24 protein-coding genes and 1 tRNA gene are annotated in these 21,929 nt (G+C 44.8%); 9 read left to right on the forward strand and 16 right to left on the reverse strand.

The window, feature by feature from the left end:
• Window positions 1–10: 10 nt before the first annotated feature.
• From PKF022_RS00705 to PKF022_RS00720, 4 genes are all read left to right on the forward strand, one after another.
• Window positions 11–418, forward strand: coding sequence for a ClpXP protease specificity-enhancing factor (locus PKF022_RS00705; protein WP_281776801.1), 408 nt, complete (start codon window positions 11–13; stop codon window positions 416–418).
• A gap of 18 nt (window positions 419–436) precedes the next feature.
• Window positions 437–512: transfer RNA gene (locus PKF022_RS00710), tRNA-Thr, on the forward strand.
• 100 nt (window positions 513–612) lie between these two features.
• The gene (locus tag PKF022_RS00715; RefSeq protein WP_281776802.1) at window positions 613–1,488 is read left to right on the forward strand and encodes a hypothetical protein; all 876 of its coding nucleotides are present in this window, start codon (window positions 613–615) and stop codon (window positions 1,486–1,488) included.
• An 8-nt stretch (window positions 1,489–1,496) separates the two neighbouring features.
• Window positions 1,497–2,573: a hypothetical protein gene (locus PKF022_RS00720; protein ID WP_281776803.1), complete on the forward strand. Its 1,077-nt coding sequence runs from the start codon at window positions 1,497–1,499 to the stop codon at window positions 2,571–2,573.
• A gap of 10 nt (window positions 2,574–2,583) precedes the next feature.
• Here PKF022_RS00720 and PKF022_RS00725 read toward each other — a convergent pair whose 3' ends face one another.
• Window positions 2,584–3,912 carry an MFS transporter gene (locus PKF022_RS00725; RefSeq protein ID WP_281776804.1) on the reverse strand — a complete coding sequence of 443 codons (1,329 nt, stop codon included), beginning with the start codon at window positions 3,910–3,912 and terminating at the stop codon, window positions 2,584–2,586.
• A gap of 187 nt (window positions 3,913–4,099) precedes the next feature.
• Here PKF022_RS00725 and PKF022_RS00730 point away from each other — a divergent pair, with 187 nt between their 5' ends.
• On the forward strand, window positions 4,100–4,684 hold the full coding sequence (locus PKF022_RS00730; protein ID WP_216231154.1) for a phasin family protein: 585 nt from the start codon (window positions 4,100–4,102) through the stop codon (window positions 4,682–4,684).
• 88 nt (window positions 4,685–4,772) lie between these two features.
• Here the strand turns inward: PKF022_RS00730 and PKF022_RS00735 are convergent, their stop codons facing one another.
• The 5 genes from PKF022_RS00735 to hemA all read right to left on the reverse strand — a co-directional run bounded on the left by PKF022_RS00735 (window position 4,773) and on the right by hemA (window position 9,720).
• A complete protein-coding gene (locus tag PKF022_RS00735; RefSeq protein WP_281776805.1) occupies window positions 4,773–5,966 on the reverse strand; it encodes a DNA recombination protein RmuC in 1,194 nt (397 codons plus the stop codon).
• A gap of 96 nt (window positions 5,967–6,062) precedes the next feature.
• Entirely contained in the window at window positions 6,063–6,371 is a 309-nt protein-coding gene (gene grxD, locus PKF022_RS00740) for a Grx4 family monothiol glutaredoxin (protein ID WP_068320233.1), read from the reverse strand.
• 106 nt (window positions 6,372–6,477) lie between these two features.
• Window positions 6,478–7,320 carry a peptide chain release factor N(5)-glutamine methyltransferase gene (prmC, locus tag PKF022_RS00745; protein WP_281776806.1) on the reverse strand — a complete coding sequence of 281 codons (843 nt, stop codon included), beginning with the start codon at window positions 7,318–7,320 and terminating at the stop codon, window positions 6,478–6,480.
• Window positions 7,321–7,323: 3 nt separating this feature from the next.
• Entirely contained in the window at window positions 7,324–8,403 is a 1,080-nt protein-coding gene (gene prfA / locus PKF022_RS00750) for a peptide chain release factor 1 (protein ID WP_281776807.1), read from the reverse strand.
• Window positions 8,404–9,720: a glutamyl-tRNA reductase gene (hemA, locus tag PKF022_RS00755; protein ID WP_281776808.1), complete on the reverse strand. Its 1,317-nt coding sequence runs from the start codon at window positions 9,718–9,720 to the stop codon at window positions 8,404–8,406.
• Window position 9,721: 1 nt separating this feature from the next.
• On the opposite strand from hemA, the gene PKF022_RS00760 reads away from it, so the two are divergent.
• Window positions 9,722–10,018: a hypothetical protein gene (locus PKF022_RS00760; protein ID WP_281776809.1), complete on the forward strand. Its 297-nt coding sequence runs from the start codon at window positions 9,722–9,724 to the stop codon at window positions 10,016–10,018.
• Here the strand turns inward: PKF022_RS00760 and PKF022_RS00765 are convergent.
• The 4 genes from PKF022_RS00765 to PKF022_RS00780 are packed head-to-tail and all read right to left on the reverse strand — an operon-like array spanning window position 10,007 to window position 14,539.
• Complete coding sequence (locus PKF022_RS00765) at window positions 10,007–10,762, reverse strand: uracil-DNA glycosylase (RefSeq protein WP_281776810.1); 756 nt, start codon at window positions 10,760–10,762, stop codon at window positions 10,007–10,009. The two genes, PKF022_RS00760 and PKF022_RS00765, sit on opposite strands and share 12 nt — an antisense overlap.
• Before the next feature lie 6 nt (window positions 10,763–10,768).
• Window positions 10,769–12,550 (reverse strand): PDZ domain-containing protein, encoded by a 1,782-nt coding sequence (locus PKF022_RS00770; RefSeq protein WP_281776811.1) that lies wholly within the window; start codon window positions 12,548–12,550, stop codon window positions 10,769–10,771.
• 5 nt (window positions 12,551–12,555) lie between these two features.
• Window positions 12,556–13,272, reverse strand: coding sequence for a DsbC family protein (locus tag PKF022_RS00775; protein WP_281776812.1), 717 nt, complete (start codon window positions 13,270–13,272; stop codon window positions 12,556–12,558).
• Window positions 13,265–14,539 carry an FAD-dependent monooxygenase gene (locus PKF022_RS00780; RefSeq protein WP_281776813.1) on the reverse strand — a complete coding sequence of 425 codons (1,275 nt, stop codon included), beginning with the start codon at window positions 14,537–14,539 and terminating at the stop codon, window positions 13,265–13,267. Before PKF022_RS00780 ends, PKF022_RS00775 begins: the two co-directional genes overlap by 8 nt.
• Before the next feature lie 40 nt (window positions 14,540–14,579).
• Here PKF022_RS00780 and ychF point away from each other — a divergent pair, with 40 nt between their 5' ends.
• A complete protein-coding gene (gene ychF / locus PKF022_RS00785; protein WP_281776814.1) occupies window positions 14,580–15,674 on the forward strand; it encodes a redox-regulated ATPase YchF in 1,095 nt (364 codons plus the stop codon).
• 77 nt (window positions 15,675–15,751) lie between these two features.
• Here the strand turns inward: ychF and PKF022_RS00790 are convergent, their stop codons facing one another.
• Window positions 15,752–16,102, reverse strand: coding sequence for a hypothetical protein (locus PKF022_RS00790; RefSeq protein ID WP_281776815.1), 351 nt, complete (start codon window positions 16,100–16,102; stop codon window positions 15,752–15,754).
• Between the two features lie 111 nt (window positions 16,103–16,213).
• Between PKF022_RS00790 and PKF022_RS00795 the strand changes: the two genes are divergently transcribed.
• Window positions 16,214–16,783: a hypothetical protein gene (locus tag PKF022_RS00795; protein WP_281776816.1), complete on the forward strand. Its 570-nt coding sequence runs from the start codon at window positions 16,214–16,216 to the stop codon at window positions 16,781–16,783.
• Here the strand turns inward: PKF022_RS00795 and trpC are convergent.
• The 5 genes from trpC to rpe are packed head-to-tail and all read right to left on the reverse strand — an operon-like array spanning window position 16,764 to window position 21,404.
• Window positions 16,764–17,567, reverse strand: coding sequence for an indole-3-glycerol phosphate synthase TrpC (gene trpC / locus PKF022_RS00800; RefSeq protein WP_281776817.1), 804 nt, complete (start codon window positions 17,565–17,567; stop codon window positions 16,764–16,766). The genes PKF022_RS00795 and trpC overlap by 20 nt on opposite strands.
• A gap of 10 nt (window positions 17,568–17,577) precedes the next feature.
• On the reverse strand, window positions 17,578–18,603 hold the full coding sequence (gene trpD / locus PKF022_RS00805; RefSeq protein WP_281776818.1) for an anthranilate phosphoribosyltransferase: 1,026 nt from the start codon (window positions 18,601–18,603) through the stop codon (window positions 17,578–17,580).
• Window positions 18,604–18,623: 20 nt separating this feature from the next.
• Window positions 18,624–19,190, reverse strand: coding sequence for an aminodeoxychorismate/anthranilate synthase component II (locus PKF022_RS00810; RefSeq protein ID WP_281776819.1), 567 nt, complete (start codon window positions 19,188–19,190; stop codon window positions 18,624–18,626).
• Window positions 19,174–20,679, reverse strand: a complete 1,506-nt coding sequence (trpE, locus tag PKF022_RS00815; protein ID WP_281776820.1) for an anthranilate synthase component I — start codon at window positions 20,677–20,679, stop codon at window positions 19,174–19,176. Before trpE ends, PKF022_RS00810 begins: the two co-directional genes overlap by 17 nt.
• Window positions 20,679–21,404: a ribulose-phosphate 3-epimerase gene (gene rpe, locus PKF022_RS00820; protein ID WP_281776821.1), complete on the reverse strand. Its 726-nt coding sequence runs from the start codon at window positions 21,402–21,404 to the stop codon at window positions 20,679–20,681. Before rpe ends, trpE begins: the two co-directional genes overlap by 1 nt.
• A 49-nt stretch (window positions 21,405–21,453) precedes the next feature.
• Between rpe and apaG the strand changes: the two genes are divergently transcribed.
• Entirely contained in the window at window positions 21,454–21,828 is a 375-nt protein-coding gene (apaG, locus tag PKF022_RS00825; RefSeq protein WP_281776822.1) for a Co2+/Mg2+ efflux protein ApaG, read from the forward strand.
• Window positions 21,829–21,929: the final 101 nt, after the last annotated feature.

A 21,929-nucleotide genomic window follows, 5' to 3' on the forward strand; every position in this document is an offset into this window, starting at 1 on the left:
ACTAGTCGGCATGTCTGACATTCCAAGTAACAAACCCTATCTAATCCGTGCTCTACATCAGTGGTGCACGGATTTTGGTTTTACACCCTTCATTGCTGTATTTGTTGATGCTCGGGTGGAGGTTCCTATGGAGTTTGTTAAGAACGATGAAATTGTCCTTAACCTGTCACTTGAGGCTTGCCATCAGCTCCAGATGGAAAATGATTGGATTAGCTTTCAGGCCAGATTTGGTGGGATTCCTCGAAAAATTATGGTGCCAGTAAGCCATGTCCTGGCCATTTACGCCCGGGAGAATGGTCAGGGTATGTCTTTTCCATTTGACCCAGCGCAGGCCCGTGATTTGCATATTGCCGATGCCTCGGATGGAGCCCCAGAAAAACCTAAATCTTCAAGACCAGCCTTGAAGGTTGTGAAATAGGCTAAAATATATCCCGTTGCCCCTTTAGCTCATCTGGTAGAGCAACTGATTTGTAATCAGTAGGTGGTCTGTTCGAGTCGGACAAGGGGCACCATAAATACAAAGCTCACTGCTACAAACAGTGAGCTTTTTTATTAATCTTTAGAAAGGCACATTCGCTTTTCATCGAATATTTTCTAAAGTAGTATAAAAATATGCCAACTTTCAATGTATGCAAAATTGCGATAAACGATTTTCATCATTTATTTGATGATGTAGCGTTATCTGTGGCTGCTTCATTGAGGGATCTAGGGTACGAGTGCAGCATGACTGTGAATGAAATGCGAGCAGATGCAATCAATCTTTTGATTGGCTCCATAATGTTCAACGACACTCTCATCTCTAGCCATCTAACGCAGCCTTATATCGTTTATCAAATGGAAATTTTAGATGACCATCAGGGTCATCTAAAAAATTACCCAAAGTACTTAGATTTCTTATCTAGAGCGCTATCTGTTTGGGACTACTCACCTAAGAATTTTGAATACCTTAAATCAAAAGGGCTTAAAAATTTAGCTTATGTTCCCCCAGGTTATCACCCTGTTTGTGAAAAGTTTTCTTGGCAGGAGTCGCCACACGAGTTTGACTTTTTGTTTATCGGTTCATTAAGCTCCCGGCGCTCAGAGTTTCTGCAGACTCTCATCAACAGGGGATATCGTGTGGGCGCCATCACCCAAAATAATGGTGCGTTTGGTGAAAATCGAGATCAAGTAGTTGCGAATTCAAAAATCATCGTCAATGTACATTGCTTCGATGACCTTGATGTTCTTGAAACAGTCAGAATTTCTTATCTGCTATCCAATCATGCTGTAGTTATTTCAGAGGCTTCTGATCATGACCCTTATCAAGGGGCGGTTGGATATGCGAGCTATAAGGATCTTGCCGAATACTGTATATCGGCATTACAGGATGAGTCCGGACTTAAAGAACGATCAAACCGAGGTTATATGGCTATTAAAAATATTGATATGCCATCGCTAATAAAGCAAGCTTTACTAAGTATTGATGCTCATCAATTACAGGGGAAGTAGGCCCACTAATGAGCTATAAAAAAATTGGATTTGATGCGGGCCTAATGTCTCTCAGAGGCACCCATGTGGCAATTTTTGATTATGCAATCCAAAATCAAAAAATATTAGGAAATGAGTCCATTGTTTTTTATGATCGCCGTTCAGAAAGCATTCAGCCAGCTGTCTTTGAGAAGTTTAAAAAAGAACTCGAATTAGTTCCATACGATCATTTTTCGGATTTAAAAACCATTGCTGATCGCGGGGTAATCGATGCAATATATTTGATTAAATCCGGTGAGCGAGATGACTATATGTTGCCAGGAGTTCCTAATTTGATTCATGCAGTCTTCCCGCAAAAGGTTAGTGAGATTCATGGCGATATTTATGCCTATGTATCTAAGTGGTTAAGCGAAGAATGTTCGGATGGAAAGATTCCATTTGTACCTCATATTATCGATTTGCCAATTCAGGGAGACTCACAAAGAACGAGTCTTGGTATTCCTAAGGAGGCGGTTGTCTTTGGATGTTATGGCGGTAGTGATAGTTTTAATCTTGATTTTGTGAAGAGGGTAATTGCCGATCTCGTTGATAAAAATTCACAGATTTATTTTCTATTCATGAATATTGATCAATTTATTGACCATCCCCAGGTGAAATTTCTTCCAGGGAACTCAGACCCGATATTTAAATCCAGCTTTATTAATACCTGCGATGCCATGATTCATGCAAGGGGTATTGGAGAGAGCTTTGGTCTCGCCTGCGGTGAATTTTCAATGCACAATAAGCCGGTAATTACTTATGCACTCTCGCCCCAGAGAAACCACATTGATGTTTTGGGGTCCAAGGCAATTTTGTATAAAGGCCCCAATGATCTGCGAGAGATCTTCTTGAGTTTTGATAAAGCCGCAGCTCAAAAACAAAATTGGGACTGTTATTCCCAGGCTTTTTCGCATTCTGCCGTGATGAATAAATTTGAGTCGGTTTTCTTGAGTGATGATTCGTTAAAGCGCGCAGAAATTGCTATTAGCATTTTTGATAAGGCAGCAATCCAGGGAAAGCGTTTTAGAAAAAAACTTCGTAGCCTATCTCGCAAGCTTTATTTATAGTCCGCAGGGACTAGTCCAATAAAGACACCTTTTTTGTTTCCGGTAAGTAGAGAATGGCAACAATGGCTGCAGTTGCCAAGAAGATCGTTGGATACCAAAGACCTGCACTATCACTTTGCCATCGCTGGTTAAGCCAGGTAACAATGAAGGGTAGTAAACCACCAATCCATCCCGCCGCTAGGTTGTGAGGTAGCGTTGCTGCACTATTTCTAGTCTTTGCAGGAAAGAGTTCTGCCAGCATTGCCGTTTGCGGTCCAACAACTAAAGCAAGCGCTAGAGAAAGACCACTAAGCAGCATGGCAATCAGGATAAAACCGAGGCCATTACTTGGATTTAATAAATATTGCATGCCAACCGTTTTGAGCAAATGAAATGCCGGCAAAATAAAGATTGACCCCAAAAGAAGGCCGCTAACGACAACTGGCTTGCGACCAATTTTGTCGGATAGCCAGCCTGCAAAAATTGTCAGAGGAAATAGCGTAAGCGTTGCATAAATACTGAGCTGGTCAACTAATTCCGGCGCAAGCTTTACGGAGGTTTTGAGAAAAATCGCTGTATAGACTTGTACGCAAAAGAAAAGTACTGCACCGCCTGCCGAAATACAGAAGAAAAGCAGAAACATTCGCTTGCGAGTGTGCGGGTCGCGAAAATTATTGAGTAGGGGGCTCGCAGGTTTTTGTTGGGTCTTACTCAGCTCTAAAAAAACCGGTGTTTCTTCTAAAGCCATGCGCGCTTTGAATGCAATCAATAACAAAATGATGGAGATCCAAAAAGGCACCCGCCATCCCCAAGATTGAAATTCTTCTGGGGAGAGGTAGCCTCTAAGAAATGCAATTTGCAGGGTGGAAAACAAAATCCCAAGTGGGCCCATGAGTTGCAGAAAGCTGGTTTTGAATCCTCTGTAATCATTTCCAGCATGCTCTGTAAGGTAAACAGCGCTTCCGCCGATTTCACCGCCTGCTGAGAGTCCTTGGAGTAGCCTTAAGCTGACAAGTAGGATTGGCGCCCAAATTCCAGCTTGAGCATAAGTTGGCAAAAACCCAACGCAAACAGTTGCAAAACCCATTAATGCGATGGTGATCATAAATACAGGCTTTCGGCCGATACGATCGCCCATAGAGCCAAAAAGAGCTGCCCCCATAGGCCTCACTACCATCCCAACCCCAAACGTCGCTAGGCTGGCCAATAAGGCTGTGTTGGGATCGCTGGAGGGAAAGAAGAGCGGGGCAAAAACCACGGCAAGAGTGGCAAAAGTGAGAAAGTCATACCACTCTAAAAAGGTGCCAAAGCAGGCTGCAATTGCCACTTTTCGATAAGAGGGGGAATCTTTTTTAGACATTAAGTTATTGATTTAAATGGGTTTTTAAGTTTAACTGAATATATTTGTTGCACAGCATCAAATAATTCTTGATTTGTCATTTTCGTTCAGTTACAGTTCTATGGTGCAGTGCAATATTTAAGGCAGTCTGCAATTCCCTTAAATGCACTTAATGAACAGTTGTACCACTTAATTTCTGGAGAAATACATGAACCAAGATCAAATCACCGCAAAATTGTCCCAAATTAACAGCAAGGGCCTCGAAGCTACATTTTCTTTGAGCGAAGCTGCTTTGGAAAATGCTCAAAAATTAGCTGAATTGAACTATGCAGCCTCTAAGGATGCATTGGTAAATACACAAGACGGCATTCAGCAAGTATTGACAGCTAAAGATCCTAAGCAAGTTACCGAGATCTTCACTGCTGATGCATTGCAAGCTGCTGGCAATCAAGCCGTTGCTTATCAAAAGAAAGTAAGCAAAGTATTGCGCGATAGCAATAAAGAATTTGTAAATGTTGTTGATGCCAGCATCGACCAGTTGCAAGATGGCTTCCAAGATTGGATCAACACTGTTGCTGCTAACGCACCAGCCGGTTCTGATGCTTTCTTATCTTCATTTAAGACTGTATACGGTAGTGCATTGCAAGGTTTTGAGCAGTTCCGTGCTGCTAGCAAAGAGGCATTTGCTACTGCAGAGAAAACAGCTGATCAAGCAATCGAAACAGTACAAGGTCAAATTGCTCAAGTGAAGAAAGCTGCTACACCTGCGTCACGTAGCCGTAAAGCTGCTTAATTTAGCACTACTTCAGATTTAGATTTATTAGTAAGCCTAAAAAAGAAACCCCGCTTAGTGCAAACTAGGCGGGGTTTTTATTTGGATGTTATTCAAAGTCCGAAGAGGACTCAATTAAGGGTGGGGCCAGGTTCTTACTGGGCTTGACTCCAAGCTCCCGCACTTTCTCAGCAGAGCGTATCAGGTTGCCCTTACCAGTCTTTAGTTTATTGAATGCATTGTGATAACTGGTTTGTGCTTGATCCAGTCTTTGTCCAAGCTTCTCAAGATCATCAACAAAGCCAACAAATTTATCGTAGAGATTGCCACACTGTTTTGCAATCTCTAATGCATTGCGATTTTGGTGGTCCTGTCGCCAGAGATGGGCAACCGTTCTGAGTGTTGCCATTAAAGTACTTGGACAAACTAAAACAATATTTTTTGCTAGTGCTTCTTGGTATAGATTGGGTGCAGTCTTAAGTGCGAGCAAGAATGCTGGTTCAATCGGTACGAACATTAAAACGAAGTCCACAGAGCCCACTCCATAAAGAGAGCTGTAGTTCTTTCCAGAGAGGCCTTGGATATGTTGGCGCAGAGATTGTATGTGTGCAGCTAACTCTTGGTCTGCAGTATCGGGATCTGTGGTTTCGGCATGTCTTGCGTAAGCCGTAATCGACACTTTGCTATCAACGACCAGACTCCTACCTTCCGGCAGTTTAATAACAACGTCTGGTTGAAGGCGTGAACCATCAGTTTGGGTATGACTATCCTGAACTAAATACTCCTCACCCTTTCGCAGGCCGGAGGATTCCAAAATAGATTCCAGTACCAGCTCTCCCCAGTTACCCTGGACCTTGGAGTCGCCTTTTAATGCCTGGGTGAGGGAGCGGGTCTCATCTGACATGCGCAGATTGAGATTGGCTAGGCGCTCAATTTCACTTTTGAGTGCATGGCGTTCGCGCGCTTCATTGCCGTAAGAGCTACTAACTTGCTCCTTAAATTCGGTGAGCTTAGTTTGCAAGGGCTTAAGAAGGGCATCTAAGCTAGCTGCGTTTTGTTCGGTAAAACGCTTGGATTTATCTTCCAAGATTTCATTAGCTAAATTTTTAAACTGATTCGTTAGTGCTTCTTTAGCTTCATTTAGAGATTCAATTCTTCCCAAGCCTTGCTTGCGTTCAGAATCCAACTCTGCCTCTAGTCGGATAGCATTTTGGAGTGCCTGATCACGTTCAGCACGAAGACTTTGGCTAAGTGCAAGCTCTGTTTGGATCTGTAGCTCAGTACGAGTAAGAGCAGAGCGCAAATTGAGCGCATAAACTAAAAGGCCTGCACATAATCCTAGGGGCAGGCCAAATAGTAAGAGAGAGCTTAGGTCAAAGGTCAAAACAAAAAAGATTGATTAGGCTTTAACGAGTTTTTGTAGTTCACCGGATTGAAACATTTCCGTCATAATGTCAGATCCGCCAATGAATTCACCGTTGATATAAAGCTGAGGAATTGTTGGCCAATTTGCATATTCCTTAATACCTTGACGAATTCCTGCATCTTCCAAAACATTCACTGTATGTAGCTTTTCAACTCCGCTAGCACGCAAGATATTCACGGCATTCCCAGAAAAGCCGCATTGGGGAAACTGTGCAGTCCCCTTCATGAACAAGACTACAGGATGGCTAGTAACGATTTCTTTAATTTGTGCTTGTGTGTCCATATATTCTTTCTACTAAGTTTCTACTGCAGCGGTCTTGTTGCAAAGACAGTTTAAAAATAGGGTTTGGTTGATTTTAAGACTTAATATGAAAAAGGGTTATTTCACCTTATTTTCTGCCAGATGCGACTCGGTAATGTCCGGCCAAGTCTAAATGGGTCTGAATATTACTTAACCCAGCTAGCTTCATTAGGGCCACTACGGCATCCGATTGGTCAAACCCATGCTCGACCGCAATCAAACCGTTTGGATTGAGGTGCTGTTTAGCCTCAGAAATAATCATCTCTAGGCAACTAAGTCCATTTTGATGGTCGGTAAGCGCCGAGAGAGGCTCGAAACGGAGGTCGCCTTGTTTTAAGTGTGGATCTTGAGAGTCTATATATGGAGGATTGCTAAGGATGACGTCAAAGGTGGTGCCAGCTTGTAAAGCCGTATACCAGCTGCCCTGGAAAAATTGCACTTGATCAGCAACCTTTAGTTGCTTCGCATTCGCTTTAGCAATTTCTAAAGCCTCATGAGATTGATCTGTCGCAGTAACAATTGCTTGTGGGGCTTCATGCGCGATTGCAAGGGCGATTGCTCCAGAGCCCGTGCCCAAATCCAATATTTTTGCTGGAGCATTTAATCGATTGATTTCCTCTAAACCAACTTCAACCAATAACTCGGTTTCAGGCCGTGGGATCAAAACACCGGGGGCAATGTAAAGCGCGATATTGTAAAAACCTCTTTTACCGATGAGATACGCAATGGGTTCACCCAGAAGTCTCTTGGATTCGAGCGATTTCCATTCATTTAGTGCTTGCTCGTTAAGCTCTAGTTCATCTTGTGATAGCAGGGCGGAGCGTGGAAGCTTGTAGTACTTCTCAAGAATGTAAGCCATCAGTATTTTTGCTTCAGCAGGATTAAGTGCCGTGGCACTTAATAATGTTCGCAGACTAAAGTCTTTACTCACAGATTAGTTATCACCTAGTGCAGCCAGTAACTCCGCTTGATGCTCTGAGGCAAGAGCATTGCATAAATCATCAATGTCCCCATCCATCATCGCATCAATCTTGTAAAGAGTAAGGTTGATGCGATGGTCTGTGATACGACCTTGTGGAAAGTTATAAGTACGAATGCGATCACTACGGTCGCCTGAGCCAATCAGAGATTTTCGAGTCTGCGCTTCTAATTGGTGTTTCTCGCGCTCGCGGGCATCCATGATGCGTGAGACTAATACTTTCATGGCCTGCTCGCGATTGCGATGTTGGCTACGATCATCTTGACATTCAACTACCGTACCAGTGGGCAGGTGAGTAATGCGTACTGCGGAATCTGTTTTATTGATGTGCTGACCACCAGCGCCGGAAGCGCGGAAGGTATCAATGCGTAATTCTGCGGGATTAATTTTGACTGCCTCAAGCTCGTCTGCCTCTGGCATTACAGCAACAGTGCAAGCAGATGTATGGATGCGACCTTGTGTCTCTGTTTGTGGAACTCGTTGAACACGATGGCCACCAGACTCAAATTTCAGACGAGAATAAACTGCTTGGCCTACAAGACGTAACACCACCTCTTTATATCCACCTAAATCTGATTCGGCAGCGCTCACTACTTCCACTTTCCAACCTTGACGTTCAGCAAAGCGGGTATACATGCGCAGAAGATCACCGGCGAATAATGCGCTTTCATCACCGCCAGTGCCAGCACGAATTTCTAAAAAGACATTGCGTTCATCATTTTCATCTTTAGGAAGCAGGAGCTTTTGTAATGTGTCCTCAAGCGCTTCCATGGTAGCCAAAGCCTGCTTTTGTTCTTCGTCGGCAAAGTCTTTCATCTCAGGATCTTTGCGCATGTCTTCTGCTGCTTGAGCGTCTGCCTCTGCTTGCTTATACAGGCCAAACTGCTCTACTACAGTAGCGATATCGGAATGTTCGCGCGTGAGCTTCCGATAGGCATCCATATCTTTGGTTGCTTCTTCGGAAGTTAATAAGGAATTAAGTTCGGCTAAGCGTGTGTCTAGATGGTCTAGCTTAGCCCGCATGCTGGGCTTCATCTAATGATCTTCTGGTTTGGAGTGCGAGGCAAATAGTTTTGGTAACAACTTTATCAAGGCGTCACGCTCAGCGCCATTGGAGTGTTGCAGTGCATGGAGTGAGCCATGCAAAAATTTATTGGTGAGACCTTGAGCCATCGCATTCAGAACTTCTTGTGGATCGTCGCCGCGCATTAAACGTTTCATTGCGCGCTCAAGTTCAAGCTGGCGCAAACGTTCACCTTGTTGCTGAATATCTTGAATGAGTGGGACAGCATTGCGGCCTTGCATCCAATGCATAAAGTTACCAACACGATCTTCGATGATTGCTTCTGCCTGACTTACTGCTGCTTGACGTAAGTTGGCGCCAGTCTGAATCATGACTCCCAAGTCATCGACTGTGTAGAGATAAACGTCATCCAAGCGTGAGATCTCTGGCTCAAAGTCACGAGGTACCGCTAAGTCAATCATTACCATTGGCTTGTGGCGGCGCTGTTTAAGAGCGCTCTCCACCATACCAAGACCAATAATTGGCAGTGATGAGGCGGTGCTAGACACAATAATGTCGAACTCGTGGAGTCGTCCGGGCAACTCTGAGAGCTTAAAGGATTCAGCTTCTACATCCTGTGCAGAAATAGAGTCTGCCAATTCTTGGCCACGCTCAATAGTGCGATTTGCAATCGCTACATTTTTTGGTTTACGCGCAACAAAATGAGTTGCACATAAAGTAATCATCTCACCTGCACCAATAAACAAAATTTTCTGATCAGCAATTTTTTCAAAGATGCGTTCGGATAGCCGAACAGATGCTGCAGCCATGGAAATAGAGTGGGCGCCGATTTCAGTTGAACCACGTACCTCTTTGGCGACTGCAAATGTTTTTTGAAAGAGTTGGTTGAGATAGGTTCCTAAAACGCCAGCGTCATTTGCAGTGCGAACCGCATCTTTCATTTGACCTAAGATTTGAGTCTCGCCGATCACCATCGAGTCTAAGCCGCATGCCACTCTGAATGCATGTCGAACTGCATCGGATTGTGGCAAGGAATAAATATGCGGCTCAAGACTACTTGGCGCGAGTTGTTGGGTTTTTGCTAACCAATCAAAAGTCGCCTCATGCAAGATACCTGCGGCACTGTCATCATTGGCAGCGCAATACACTTCCGTGCGGTTGCAAGTCGACAAGATTGTGGCTTCGGGCAGCCCAGCATGATTCGCGCCAACTAAATGATGGCGAAGATCGTGCAACGCTTCTTGGAGAAATTCGGGGTCAAAGGCGACCTTTTCCCGAATGGCGACCGGCGCTGTGTGATGATTGATGCCGAGTGTCAACAACTTCATAATGGCGATTATAGATTTGATGGCAGCATTAATGGGGGTATCAATGGGGTTTTTAGCTTTTCTAGTGATTGGGGGTATTTCCGGGGTATCAGCCTGGATTTTTTATCCCGGACCCTCTCACGGCTTTAGGCCATGGAAGATCCTTGTAGTCTTCTTCCTCGGCTTTGCGGCAGCCGCTGCTAGCTCATTTTTAGGGCAATACTGGGGTATTTTTCAGTCAGGGCAAATTCTGGAGTGGGCTAGTGCTATTTTTATCTCTTGCGCGGCAGGATGCCTATTTACCGCTCTAGCTAAATAAGTCAGTTTGTACACCCTCCACCCACTGTATGGGCGAGAGCTGGCAATCTTTGAGCCATTGATTGGCCTGAGTGAAGTGTCGGCAACTTGCTTTGGCGCCAGGCTCTAAAAATGGCTTATTAGTCTTATATACGCCAAGACCTGATGGATGCGAGGATTGCAAAATCAATTGCTTCTGACCGTTTTCAATCAGTGGGAGTTTGGACTGGGCGTGACCACCCCAAAGCATCCAAACTAAGTTTTGTTTTTTCTTGGTAAGGGCGCTGATTAAAGAATCAATCAAACTTCTCCATCCCAAATTTGTATGACTGCCTGCCTCACCCAATTTCACGCTCAAAGCGGTATTCAGGAGAAGTACTCCTTGTTTGGCCCAGCCGTGCAGATCCCCATTTGGCAAATGGCCGTAACCTTCCAGTGCAAGTGCTTTGCTGATATTGCGCAGTGAGCTCGGAAAAGCGCGCGAATTGATGCCAATTTCAGGGGGGATGGAGAATGCCAATCCTTGGGCTAATCCTGGTGAGTGGTAGGGGTCTTGTCCCAGAATAACTACTTTTACTGAATTTACTGGCGTGAGTTCGAGGGCTTTAAAAAAGTTGTGAGGCTCCGGCCTTACAACGCTCGAGTCAAGATCTAGTTCAGCTTGCAAATTCTTTTCTAGTGATTGCCAATCTATCGACTCGAAATAGTCTCCCAGTAATGCGCGCCAATCACTGGGAATATCGTCTTTTGAAAATAGCGCTTTCAATTTCGACTAAGCATCTTTTTTAGGTATCAATTCATATTGTGCAGGCACCGGAACTGATTGCAGAGATACCATACGCTCATGCTCTAGATCATCGCGATAGAAGGTCATGCGAGCATTAGAATTTTCAGCAAGGCTACCCAAGACTCTGTCCCAGCGTGCACTGGTAATGCGTTGCCCATCAACGCTGGCCAGTAAGTCACCAGCTGATAAGCCTGCAGCTTGAGCAATGCCGCCATCGAGTACATGAGTTACCTTAAGCCAACCATTGGCATCTGTATGTCGCATGCCAAATTTCAACTTGAGTTTTTCAAGTGTTGTTTGAGGTTTAAGTTTTACCGCAACTAAATTGGAGTCAATCCATTTTTGGATTGGAATATCCTCCACCCCAAACACATAACGTACTTTTATGTCGTTCCAGGTTTTGCTAAAGCCGTCACCTAGTAATTCCAAGAGCAAATTATCTAAACCATTTTCTGTAATGCCCTCAAGAGTGATGCCATGCTTTTGCCAAATGAGGCGCATGAGGTCATCTAGAGATTGTTTATTCTTGGAAAATGCGCGGATCTGTAAATCAAGACCGAGGGCTAGTAATGCTCCCTTGCCATAGTAGCTAACAACTGAATTTGGAGTATTTTCATCTGCCTGGTAATACTTGGTCCAAGCATCAAATGAGCTGTCAGCTAGACTTTGCTTTTGACGCCCGGGGCCACGCAAGATACCGTTCCAGTTATCAGAAACAAGTCTGAGGTAAGTTTTTAGGTCAATCCGCTTACTGCGCAACAGTTGAAGATCATCGTAATAGCTGGTGAATCCTTCAAACACCCAGAGCAGGCGAGTGTGATTTCTCTTAGCTAGATCGTAAGGTTGAAATACTTTTGGCTGAATACGTTTGACCAACCATGCATGGAAATACTCGTGGCTGCATAAACCTAAAAATTCTCTGTAAGAAGATTCTTCAAAGAGAATATTTTCTTGGGGAATTTGATCTCGCCGACACAGTAATGCAGTGCTATTGCGATGCTCAAGACCGCCATACCCATTTAAGACGGCATTCACTAAAAACAGGTATTCACCAAAAGGCGCACGTTTAGTTTTTGGTTCAAATAACTCAATGGTGCTGCTGCAAATTGCATGTAGATCATTCGCAAGACGCTTAGAGTCGACTATATGATTGCATCCTTGAATGGCCATGCGGTGAGCCGTACCATTTGATTTCCAATGCACCAGCTGAAATTCGCCCATCGCAACAGGATGATCAAGTAGATCATCATAATTTCTTGCCAGATAAAAACCAAATCCACGCCCATCAGTCTTGGCCGCTCTTAAAGTAGTTTGAACTGTCCAATGATCAGCAAAAGCTGCTTCAGGTGCGGTAATGGCAAGCGAACAAGGTAAATGCTCTTGCCCTTTGACTGCCAAACAAAGACTAGTTGCGTTAAAGAATGCGCGTTCAGAATCCAAATAGGCTGCGCGCACTGAGGAATCAAACGCGTAGACAGTTGTCAATATCTCAATAGGGTCATTCACTGGCGGTAGGCGCCAATGGTCATTATCGATTCGTTCTAGTGCGATTTTTTTCTTCGCGCCAATTGCAGAGACTGCTTCAATCGACTCTATATGTTTACTGAAATCACGTATTAAATAGCTTCCCGGAATCCAAGTAGGCATTTGCAACACCTGGCCGCTGGGATCGGGATTAGCAATATGTAACTTGACTCGAAAGCGATGACCATGAAGGTCGGCCGGCCAGACCGTATATTGGATTGCAGGTAAGTCGGCGATATTCATAGTGCTTATTTTAGTGAGTTAAATTTCTTTTCGATATCGGTAATTTGTACAGCACCAGGGAAGCGGCTGCCATCAGTAAAGAATAATGTTGGTGTACCCGTAACTCCATAAGTCTTTGCAAAGGCCATATTCTTATCTAGCGGTGTACTGCATTCCCCCTTGCCGCTTGGCGCAATACCGTTAATCATCCAATCCATATAGGCCCTATTCGCATCTGGAGAGCACCAAATTTGTTTTGATTTCTGTGCAGAGTCCGCAGATAGGATTGGGATTAGATAGGTATAGATGGTCACGTTATCCAATTGCTGCAGTGATTTTTCTAGACGCTTACAGTAGCCGCAGTTGGGATCAGAAAATACAGCTAGCTGACGACTTCCATTTCCGCGAACATTTTTGATCGCATTGGCAGGACTTAAGTCACTCCATTTAATTCGATTTAAATCAGCCTGTCTTTGCTCTGTAATATTTTTGCCAGTTGCAAGCTCAATAATTTCGCCTTGAATCAAGTACTTTCCAGAGTTATCCGTATAAAAAATATCATTGCCAACCAATACTTCATATAAACCTGATACCGGCGCGGGTGAAACACTTTTTACTTTGGCGTTCGTACCCAGTTTCTTCTGGATTTCTGTTTTTATTTGTTGCTCTGGTTGCGCATGAGCTATTCCAGCACAAAATAGCATGGCACCAATCACGACAAACGTAGATAAGAATTTATTCAAAATCAATTTCCCCTAAAGCGCGTTCAATGAGGCGCTGTTTTATAAAGTGACTTTTGTTGACAAGACCTAGACCCCAGTTACGAAGTTGTCGTTCTGTATTACTGCTAGCAGAAAATAATTTTTTGAGTTTATCGGTAACCCATAACAGAGCGCTGGTGTCGCCTTGGCGTTGTCGTTCATAGCGACGTAGCAACACGATGTCACTTGGTGAGCGAAAGGATTCTCTCTTGCCTAAAATATTCAGTAACACAGCAACATCCCGTAAGCCTAAATTGAGGCCTTGTCCTGCCAGTGGGTGCATCACGTGGGCCGCATCACCGATAAGGACAACCTTCGGAGAGGCTTCTGGGCCAATAAAGCGTTTGGCTCGAATTTTTCGCAAAGGATAAGCAGCTGGTGTGGAGTTTAGAGTGAGTTCACCAAGTTGTTTCGCGATAACACCATTCACAATGGTGCTGAATTGATCTCGCCATTGATCTTGATTTAAGTTTAATAAATAGGCTGCGTGCTCAGGGGATGTAGACCAAACCATGGAAACTTGTTTTCCTGGTAAGGGGAGCATGGCCACAATATCACCGCCTGGCAAAAACCACTGGAATGCTGTTTCTAAATGCGGGTAGGTGCAAGTCCAATTGGCAACTACCGCACTTTGCGAATAACTCTCTTCGCTAACATCAATACCAAGCTCATTGCGAATGGGTGAGTTAGCACCATCTGCTGCTATGACTAGTTGTGCGCGAATACGGTCACCATTTTTTAAATGCAGAGTACTTCCGTCTGCATCTACATCAATCTTTTCCACTACATCACTGATACGTTCTAACTTGTTCTGAAAGCGGGATGCTTGATCAAGTGTGTGCTCAATTAAATTGGATTCTCCAATCCAAGCAAGTTGTGGTGTACCAGCTTCGAATGCCGAAAGATGAAGTTGGTCATCTTTTTCGCCTCGATCACCATAAATTCGCATATCTCGAACAGGCTGAAGACGGCTGTGATCAATGGCGTCCCAAATTTGCAAATGGGCTAGTAATTTTTGGGTGCCGGGAGAAAAGGCATAGATTCTTTGTCCCCACTGGACGCCTTGCGGATTAGGGACGTTTTGCCCTAAATCGGGTGCTATTTCAATGGTTTGAAGGCCAAGCTGAGCTAAGCCCAGCGCACAGGCCTTACCAGCAATGCCTCCGCCGACCACGACAACATCCGCCGCACGCATTGGGGCGGAGTGGTTGGGGGATTTGGATGGGTAATTTGGCTGCACTTCTGACATAACTCGATGATATCGAAACAAGCCCCTTTACAATAACGCTATGTCTTTGAAATGTGGCATCGTCGGCCTGCCTAACGTCGGCAAATCTACCCTCTTTAATGCGCTTACCAAGGCTGGAATCGCAGCGGAAAACTATCCTTTCTGCACGATCGAGCCTAATGTGGGCGTTGTTGAGGTTCCTGACCCCCGTTTGGCCGCACTGGCTGAGATCGTGAAGCCTGAGCGCATCCTGCCGGCAGCAGTCGAATTTGTCGATATTGCTGGTCTAGTGGCTGGCGCCTCAAAAGGTGAGGGTCTTGGCAATCAGTTCTTAGCAAATATTCGAGAGACGGACGCCATCACCCATGTGGTGAGGTGTTTCGAGGATCCAAACGTCATTCACGTTGCTGGAAAAATCGATCCCATTGCTGATATTGGGGTGATTGATACTGAATTGGCTCTATCTGATTTGGCTACGGTTGAAAAAACCCTGAATCGCTCCAGTAAGGCTGCAAAGTCTGGTAACGATAAAGAGGCAGCAGCTTTAGTTGCCGTGCTCACTAAAGTACAGGCTCACCTAGATTCTGCTTCGCCAGTTCGCAGCTTAAATCTTAGCGATGACGAAAAATTACTAATTAAACCTTTATGTTTAATTACTGCTAAGCCCGCAATGTATGTTGCTAACGTAAAAGAAGATGGCTTCTCAAATAATCCACACCTTGAGGCTGTCAAGCAACATGCCGCAAAAGAAAATGCTCCAGTCGTAGCAGTTTGTGCTGCGATTGAGGCTGAAATTGCAGACTTAGATGAAGCAGACAAGACTGAGTTCTTGGCTGACCTAGGTATGGAAGAGCCCGGCTTGGATCGCGTGATCCGTGCAGGTTATTCATTGCTGGGCTTACAGACTTACTTTACCGCTGGTGTTAAAGAAGTTCGTGCTTGGACTATTCATGTGGGCGACACAGCGCCTCAAGCTGCCGGCGTTATTCACACCGACTTTGAGCGTGGATTTATTCGCGCCCAAACCATTTCTTATGATGACTTTGTTCAGTTTAAAGGTGAATCAGGTGCCAAGGAAGCAGGCAAGATGCGCGCCGAAGGTAAGGAGTATGTTGTGAAGGACGGGGACGTATTGAACTTCTTATTTAATGTCTAAATTATTCTGATCCAATAAATAAAAAAGCCCTGAAAAGGGCTTTTTGCTTATGCGGCCAAGAGAGGCTAGGGTGCTTATCAGCCAGCTTTAGCAGCCTTTTCTAGACACTTAGAAATTTCCTCATAACGTTTTAGCGCCATCTTGGTAGGCAGCACTTCTTTTTTACGACCATCTGCATTGGCTGCCATTTTGATATAACCCATTACGCTCAGATTTTTGAGGCGCCCATGCAATGTGGCTTGCGAGCCTAAATCAGCGAGTGAAATTAAGTCACCAACCAAAATTGCCTGTTTTGTATGAGCGCATGCGACGATCTTATCGAGCAAGCTTTCCTCAATGCAATCAAGCTTCTTGCCTGGGTTAATACGATCGATAGCATCAATCAGGTTGAGAAATTTAATATAAGACGAGGTTTTTGGAATTGGCATTTTTAGAGAGTAATTATTGTGTATTAGCTTTTGAGCTAACATGAGTTTATTCCTAGTTACCAATCTTAGCAATTGACGCATATCAATTAAAAATAATCCATACTGATTGCAATGTCTAAATTCTTCACAGTTTCTTCAGAATGGTTAATTGGATGCGCTATTAGTGCGATGGCGTACACATTTCTTTTTTACTTCAATGGATGGTTAACGGAAAGTTTAGTTTTTGGCTTGGGCGTAAATTGGATTTATTTGCCCGCCGGATTGCGTTTATTTCTTACCTTGATTTTTGGTTTACCTGGCGCTCTCGGAATCGCAATCGCCTCTTTCCTAATTAGCTACTACGGCGACTTCCCGCATGAATTAACGCTTTGCATTGGCGTTGGATTGATTTCAGGATTTGCACCGTACTTAGCCAGATATTTTGTATTTAGTAATCTTCGGCTGGAATCAGATTTAAGTAATCTGAATTTCCCAAAAATCATTGCTTGTATTTTGATCTATTCCTTACTCTCAGCAGGCTTACATCAATGGTGGTTTTCTACCATGACTCTAGAGGATACGGGAAGCATCAATCACTTTGCGGTGATGTTTATTGGTGATGTATTGGGTTCACTGCTGCTAATCACTTTGATCAAATACTGCTTGGATCTATTGAGAAAAGTTAGGAAAACAGCTCACTAAGAGCGGCGCCGGGGTCCGCGGCACGCATAAAGGCTTCGCCTACTAAGAATGCGTTTACTTGGTGTTCACGCATGAGCTGAACATCATTGCGGCCCAATATTCCAGACTCAGTTACCAAAGTTTTATGGCTTGGAACCATTGACAGCAGTGATAGCGTAGTTTGCAGCGTGACCTCAAAAGTTTTGAGGTTGCGGTTGTTGATGCCAAGCAAAGGCGTCTTAAGCTCTAAGGCTTGCTCTAACTCTGGGGCATTGTGAACTTCAACTAGAACATCTAGGCCTAGCTCATGAGCGCAAGCTTCTAAATCTTTCATTTGATTTAATTCAAGGCAGGCCACGATTAACAGAATTGCGTCTGCACCAATCGCACGAGCTTCATAAACTTGATAGGGGTCTATGGTGAAATCTTTGCGTAGCACGGGAATACTGCACGCTGCTCGAGCCTGCTGAAGATAAGCGTTGCTGCCTTGAAAGTAATCTACATCCGTTAGGACGGATAAACAGGCGGCACCATGTTTTTCATAAGACTGCGCAATCTCGGCTGGCGCGAAGTTCTCACGCAAGATGCCTTTACTTGGACTTGCTTTTTTAATCTCAGTAATGACTCCAGCATTGCCGGCAGTAAGCTTTTGTTCAATCGCTTGAATAAAGCCTCTTGGCTTCAGAAGTGCATCCTGATTATTCGCCTCTGCCTGTTCACGTTGGTTAGCAAGTGATACTTTTTGAAGGCAGTTAGTAACCTCAATCTTTTTGGTTGCAACAATTTTGTCGAGAATATCGCTCATGAATGATGACTTATTTAGATTGAGTTGCCGCAACAAAGGCATCTAACTTTTGACGAGCGGCCCCTGATGCAATGGCGGCTCTAGCTAGTGATATACCACTAGCAATATCTTTTGCTACCCCAGCTACATATAGTGTTGCGCCAGCATTAAGGCAAACAATATCGCTTGCAGGGCCCAACTTGCCATCAATCACATCTAATACGATCTGTTTAGATTCTTGGGCATTAGCTACCTTGAAGCTAGTGGTCGGAGCAGTAGTTAATCCAAAGTCTTTTGGATGAATTTCATATTCACGTACCGCGCCATCTTTGAGTTCTCCCACCAAGGTGGAGCCCTCAAGGGAAATCTCATCTAGACCATCGCGACCATAGACTACCAGCGCATGTTCCATTCCCAGGGCTTGCAGTACGCGAGCTTGAATACCCACGAGGTCTGCATGAAATACGCCCATCAGAATACGTTTGGCATCTGCGGGGTTGGTAAGTGGGCCTAAGATGTTAAAAATGGTTCGTACACCAAGTTGCTTTCGGATTGGCACCACATTTTTCATTGCTGGATGATGATTTGGGGCAAACATAAATCCTGCGCCTACCGTTGAAATGCATGTAGCCACTTGTTCGGCAGACAGCGCGAGATTCACGCCAAGCGCTTCCAATACGTCAGCGCTACCTGATTTGCTGCTCACACTACGATTGCCGTGTTTAGCAATCTTTGCTCCTGCACCTGCGGCCACAAACATTGCTGCAGTAGAAATGTTAAATGTGTGTGCGCCATCACCGCCTGTGCCAACCACATCTACTAAATGACTGCGGTCTGCTACCTGTACTGAAGTTGCAAATTCACGCATCACCTGTGCGGCAGCCGCGATTTCGCCAACAGTCTCTTTTTTAGTGCGTAAAGCTACTAACAAGCCAGCCACCAACTCTTGTGACATCTCTCCGCTCATGATGAGGCGCATCATCGCTGTCATCTCATCATGAAACAATTCGCGATGTTCTATGCAGCGTTGTAGGGCTTCTTGCGGAGTGATTGACATAGCGCTGTGATTAGGGTGGATTACTTGTTTTGTAAAAAATTCTTGAGCAAGGCATGACCATGTTCAGAAAGAATAGATTCTGGGTGGAACTGTACGCCTTCAACAGCTAGCTCACGATGCCTTACACCCATGATTTCACCATCAGAGGAAGTTGCAGTTACCTCTAGCATGGCAGGCAAAGAACTTTTTTCTATGGCAAGAGAGTGATAGCGTGTGACCTTAAATGGATCGGGTAGATTTTTAAATACACCCACTCCGGTATGGTGAATGCTGTCGGTTTTCCCATGCATCACTTTTTGGGCGCGAATGACTTTACCCCCAAATGCTTCGCCAATTGCCTGGTGCCCTAAGCACACCCCGAGAATTGGAATCTGTCCGGCATAACGTTTAATAGTTTCTATAGAGATTCCGGCTTCAGCTGGGCTACATGGTCCAGGTGAGATGCAGATGCGCGCAGGATTAAGCTGAGCAATATCCTCAACAGCAATTTCATCATTACGAAATACTTTTACCTCTTCACCGAGTTCTGCAAAGTATTGAACGAGGTTGTAGGTAAATGAATCGTAGTTATCAATCATTAGGAGCATCAAGTCCTCCTTGTACTAAATCTGCGGCAGTAAGTACTGCACGTGCTTTGGCTTCTGTTTCTTTCCACTCGGCAGTGGGATCAGAATCAGCGACAACGCCTGCGCCGGCCTGAGAGTGCAACATGCCATCGCGAATAACGCCCGTACGAATAGCAATGGCGACATCCATATCACCTGAAAAGGAGAGGTAGCCTACTGCACCACCATACACACCGCGCTTCACAATTTCCATCTCATCGATGATTTCCATTGCCCGGATTTTTGGCGCGCCAGACAAAGTGCCTGCTGGGAAGGTAGCTCGCAATACATCCATATTGCTCATATTGTCTAAAAGATTACCCTCTACTGAGCTCACAATGTGCTGAACGTGAGAGTACTTCTCAATAGACATCGAGTCAGTTACTTTTACTGAGCCAGTTTTTGCTATCCGACCTACGTCATTGCGTGCCAAATCAATCAGCATGACGTGTTCAGCGATTTCCTTAGGGTCTGCCAATAGCTCTTTAGCCAAGCGTTCATCTTCCTCAGGATTAGCTCCGCGAGGGCGGGTGCCGGCCAGCGGACGTATGGTCACAATCTTCTCGGCAGCCCGTTTTTCTTGGCGAACCAGAATCTCAGGGGATGAGCCCACAATTTGCATATCCCCAAAGTCATAAAAGTACATATATGGGGACGGGTTGAGTGAGCGTAATGCTCTGTAGAGCGCTAAAGGAGAATCGGTGAATGGTTTGCTGATGCGTTGACCAATCACTACCTGCATACAGTCGCCAGCCAAAATATATTCTTTGGTTTTCAGGACCGCAGTTTCAAAATCTGCGGCCTTAAATTTACGAATGAGATCTGTTTTGCTGCTTGGTAAAGATGCTGGCATATTTGCTGGCTTACCAAGACAAGTCATTAATTCTTTCAAACGCTCTTGTGCTTTTTCAAAACTGTCTGCAACACTGGGATCTGCATAAACAATGAAGTAAATTTTTCCGGCGACGTTATCAATCACTGCCAACTCTTCAGTCAACATAAGTTGAATATCGGGCACACCTAATTCATCTGGAAGTTGATGATGCGCTAATCGTGACTCGATATAACGGACAGTGTCATAGCCAAAGTAGCCCGCTAGGCCACCACAAAAACGTGGCATGTCAGGCTGCAGTGCTACCTTGAAGCGTTTGAAATAAGTATCAACAAAATCGAGTGGATTCTCATGATTCGTCTCAACGATTTTTCCATCGGTCACGACTTCATTCATCGGTGCACTAGGTGTGCCAACAGTTTTGATGATCGTCCTGGCAGGCAGACCAATAAAGGAGAAGCGCCCAAAACGTTCGCCACCTAAAACGGACTCTAATAGGTAGGTATTTTTCTTGCCGAATGCTTGGCTCAGTTTGACGTAAAGTGACAATGGAGTTTCAAGATCAGCCAAAACCTCTTTAATGAGAGGAATGCGATTGAAACCCTGTTTAGCTAAAGCATTAAATTCTTCACGTTGCATTAGGATCTTCCAGACTTTCCTAATTCAGCACGCATTGCTGTGATTACATCTGCATAATTTTCTTTGCCATAAATCGCTGAGCCTGCAACAAAAGTATCAGCACCTGCTTTTGCTACTTCGGCAATGTTGTCCACTTTAATGCCGCCATCCACTTCAAGACGAATATGTCGACCAGTTTCTGCTTGATAACGATCTAGACGTGCGCGCATCTGAGCAATTTTATTCAGAGTGCTTGGAATAAATGATTGACCGCCGAATCCTGGATTGACTGACATCAGTAATACGAGATCAATTAATTCAAGAGTGTGATCGAGATGATCTAGCGGAGTTGCTGGATTAAATACAAGACCTGCTTGACAACCCTGGTCTCGAATGAGATTCAATGTGCGATTGACATGAGGACTTGCCTCGGGATGAAAGCTAATTAAATTTGCACCCGCTTTAGCAAAGTCGGGCACGATGCGATCCACAGGTTCGATCATGAGGTGCACATCAATCACTGCAGGCTTGCCATCTTTTATTGCGTAAGGGCGAATAGCCTCACAAACCAAGGGGCCAATAGTGAGATTGGGTACGTAGTGGTTATCCATCACATCAAAGTGAATCCAATCAGCGCCCGCCACTAAAACGTCCTGTACTTCCTTACCTAGACAGGCGAAGTCAGCGGACAAAATCGACGGAGCAATGACAAATTGACTATTTGAGGATATTTTTTGGCTTTCCATCCCTAGATTCTAGCTTGCAGTTGGCCTTAGGATGGAGCAGAATTCGAGCATGAATCCCCACGAAATGAGCATTACGGTCAAAGCCCAGTATCTTCCAGAGCAATCTGACCCCGATAACCGCCAATTTGCCTTTGCCTATACCGTCACCATTCGAAATACTGGTACGGCCAGCATTCAGCTCATTGCCCGCCATTGGTTTATTACTGATGGGGATAACGATGTTCAGGAAGTACGGGGCTTGGGGGTGGTAGGCCAGCAGCCACTATTGAGGACTGGGGAACATTTTGAGTACACCAGCTGGGCAACCCTGCCTACGCCCGCAGGAACCATGCGCGGGGAGTATTTCTGCGTTACTGAGGACGCCCAGTTTTTTCAGGCCCCCATTCCTGAGTTTGTCTTGGTAATGCCGCGCACCCTGCACTAAAAAGGGTCGCAAAAATGCTATTTTTTACCTTTGCCTGTCCAGAGGACAATAAATAGCAGAAGTCCTAAGGCAAGAGCGCCCTCAAAGACAAACAGTAGCAT

It is taken from the genome of Polynucleobacter sp. KF022 (assembly GCF_027924105.1).
GTDB lineage: Bacteria > Pseudomonadota > Gammaproteobacteria > Burkholderiales > Burkholderiaceae > Polynucleobacter.

What these genes read in the sequence shown, in the direction of transcription:
- PKF022_RS00705 (WP_281776801.1), top strand. Translation starts at nt 11, where the DNA reads ATGTCTGACATTCCAAGTAACAAACCCTATCTAATCCGTGCTCTACAT.
- PKF022_RS00730 (WP_216231154.1), top strand. Translation starts at nt 4,100, where the DNA reads ATGAACCAAGATCAAATCACCGCAAAATTGTCCCAAATTAACAGCAAG.
- PKF022_RS00790 (WP_281776815.1), bottom strand. Translation starts at nt 16,102, where the DNA reads ATGCCAATTCCAAAAACCTCGTCTTATATTAAATTTCTCAACCTGATT.
- trpE (WP_281776820.1), bottom strand. Translation starts at nt 20,679, where the DNA reads ATGCAACGTGAAGAATTTAATGCTTTAGCTAAACAGGGTTTCAATCGC.
- PKF022_RS00795 (WP_281776816.1), top strand. Translation starts at nt 16,214, where the DNA reads ATGTCTAAATTCTTCACAGTTTCTTCAGAATGGTTAATTGGATGCGCT.
- grxD (WP_068320233.1), bottom strand. Translation starts at nt 6,371, where the DNA reads ATGGACACACAAGCACAAATTAAAGAAATCGTTACTAGCCATCCTGTA.
- hemA (WP_281776808.1), bottom strand. Translation starts at nt 9,720, where the DNA reads ATGAAGTTGTTGACACTCGGCATCAATCATCACACAGCGCCGGTCGCC.
- PKF022_RS00780 (WP_281776813.1), bottom strand. Translation starts at nt 14,539, where the DNA reads ATGTCAGAAGTGCAGCCAAATTACCCATCCAAATCCCCCAACCACTCC.
- PKF022_RS00810 (WP_281776819.1), bottom strand. Translation starts at nt 19,190, where the DNA reads ATGCTCCTAATGATTGATAACTACGATTCATTTACCTACAACCTCGTT.
- rpe (WP_281776821.1), bottom strand. Translation starts at nt 21,404, where the DNA reads ATGGAAAGCCAAAAAATATCCTCAAATAGTCAATTTGTCATTGCTCCG.
- trpC (WP_281776817.1), bottom strand. Translation starts at nt 17,567, where the DNA reads ATGAGCGATATTCTCGACAAAATTGTTGCAACCAAAAAGATTGAGGTT.
- PKF022_RS00760 (WP_281776809.1), top strand. Translation starts at nt 9,722, where the DNA reads ATGGCGATTATAGATTTGATGGCAGCATTAATGGGGGTATCAATGGGG.
- PKF022_RS00770 (WP_281776811.1), bottom strand. Translation starts at nt 12,550, where the DNA reads ATGAATATCGCCGACTTACCTGCAATCCAATATACGGTCTGGCCGGCC.
- prfA (WP_281776807.1), bottom strand. Translation starts at nt 8,403, where the DNA reads ATGAAGCCCAGCATGCGGGCTAAGCTAGACCATCTAGACACACGCTTA.
- PKF022_RS00715 (WP_281776802.1), top strand. Translation starts at nt 613, where the DNA reads ATGCCAACTTTCAATGTATGCAAAATTGCGATAAACGATTTTCATCAT.
- PKF022_RS00725 (WP_281776804.1), bottom strand. Translation starts at nt 3,912, where the DNA reads ATGTCTAAAAAAGATTCCCCCTCTTATCGAAAAGTGGCAATTGCAGCC.
- PKF022_RS00720 (WP_281776803.1), top strand. Translation starts at nt 1,497, where the DNA reads ATGAGCTATAAAAAAATTGGATTTGATGCGGGCCTAATGTCTCTCAGA.
- apaG (WP_281776822.1), top strand. Translation starts at nt 21,454, where the DNA reads ATGAATCCCCACGAAATGAGCATTACGGTCAAAGCCCAGTATCTTCCA.
- trpD (WP_281776818.1), bottom strand. Translation starts at nt 18,603, where the DNA reads ATGTCAATCACTCCGCAAGAAGCCCTACAACGCTGCATAGAACATCGC.
- ychF (WP_281776814.1), top strand. Translation starts at nt 14,580, where the DNA reads ATGTCTTTGAAATGTGGCATCGTCGGCCTGCCTAACGTCGGCAAATCT.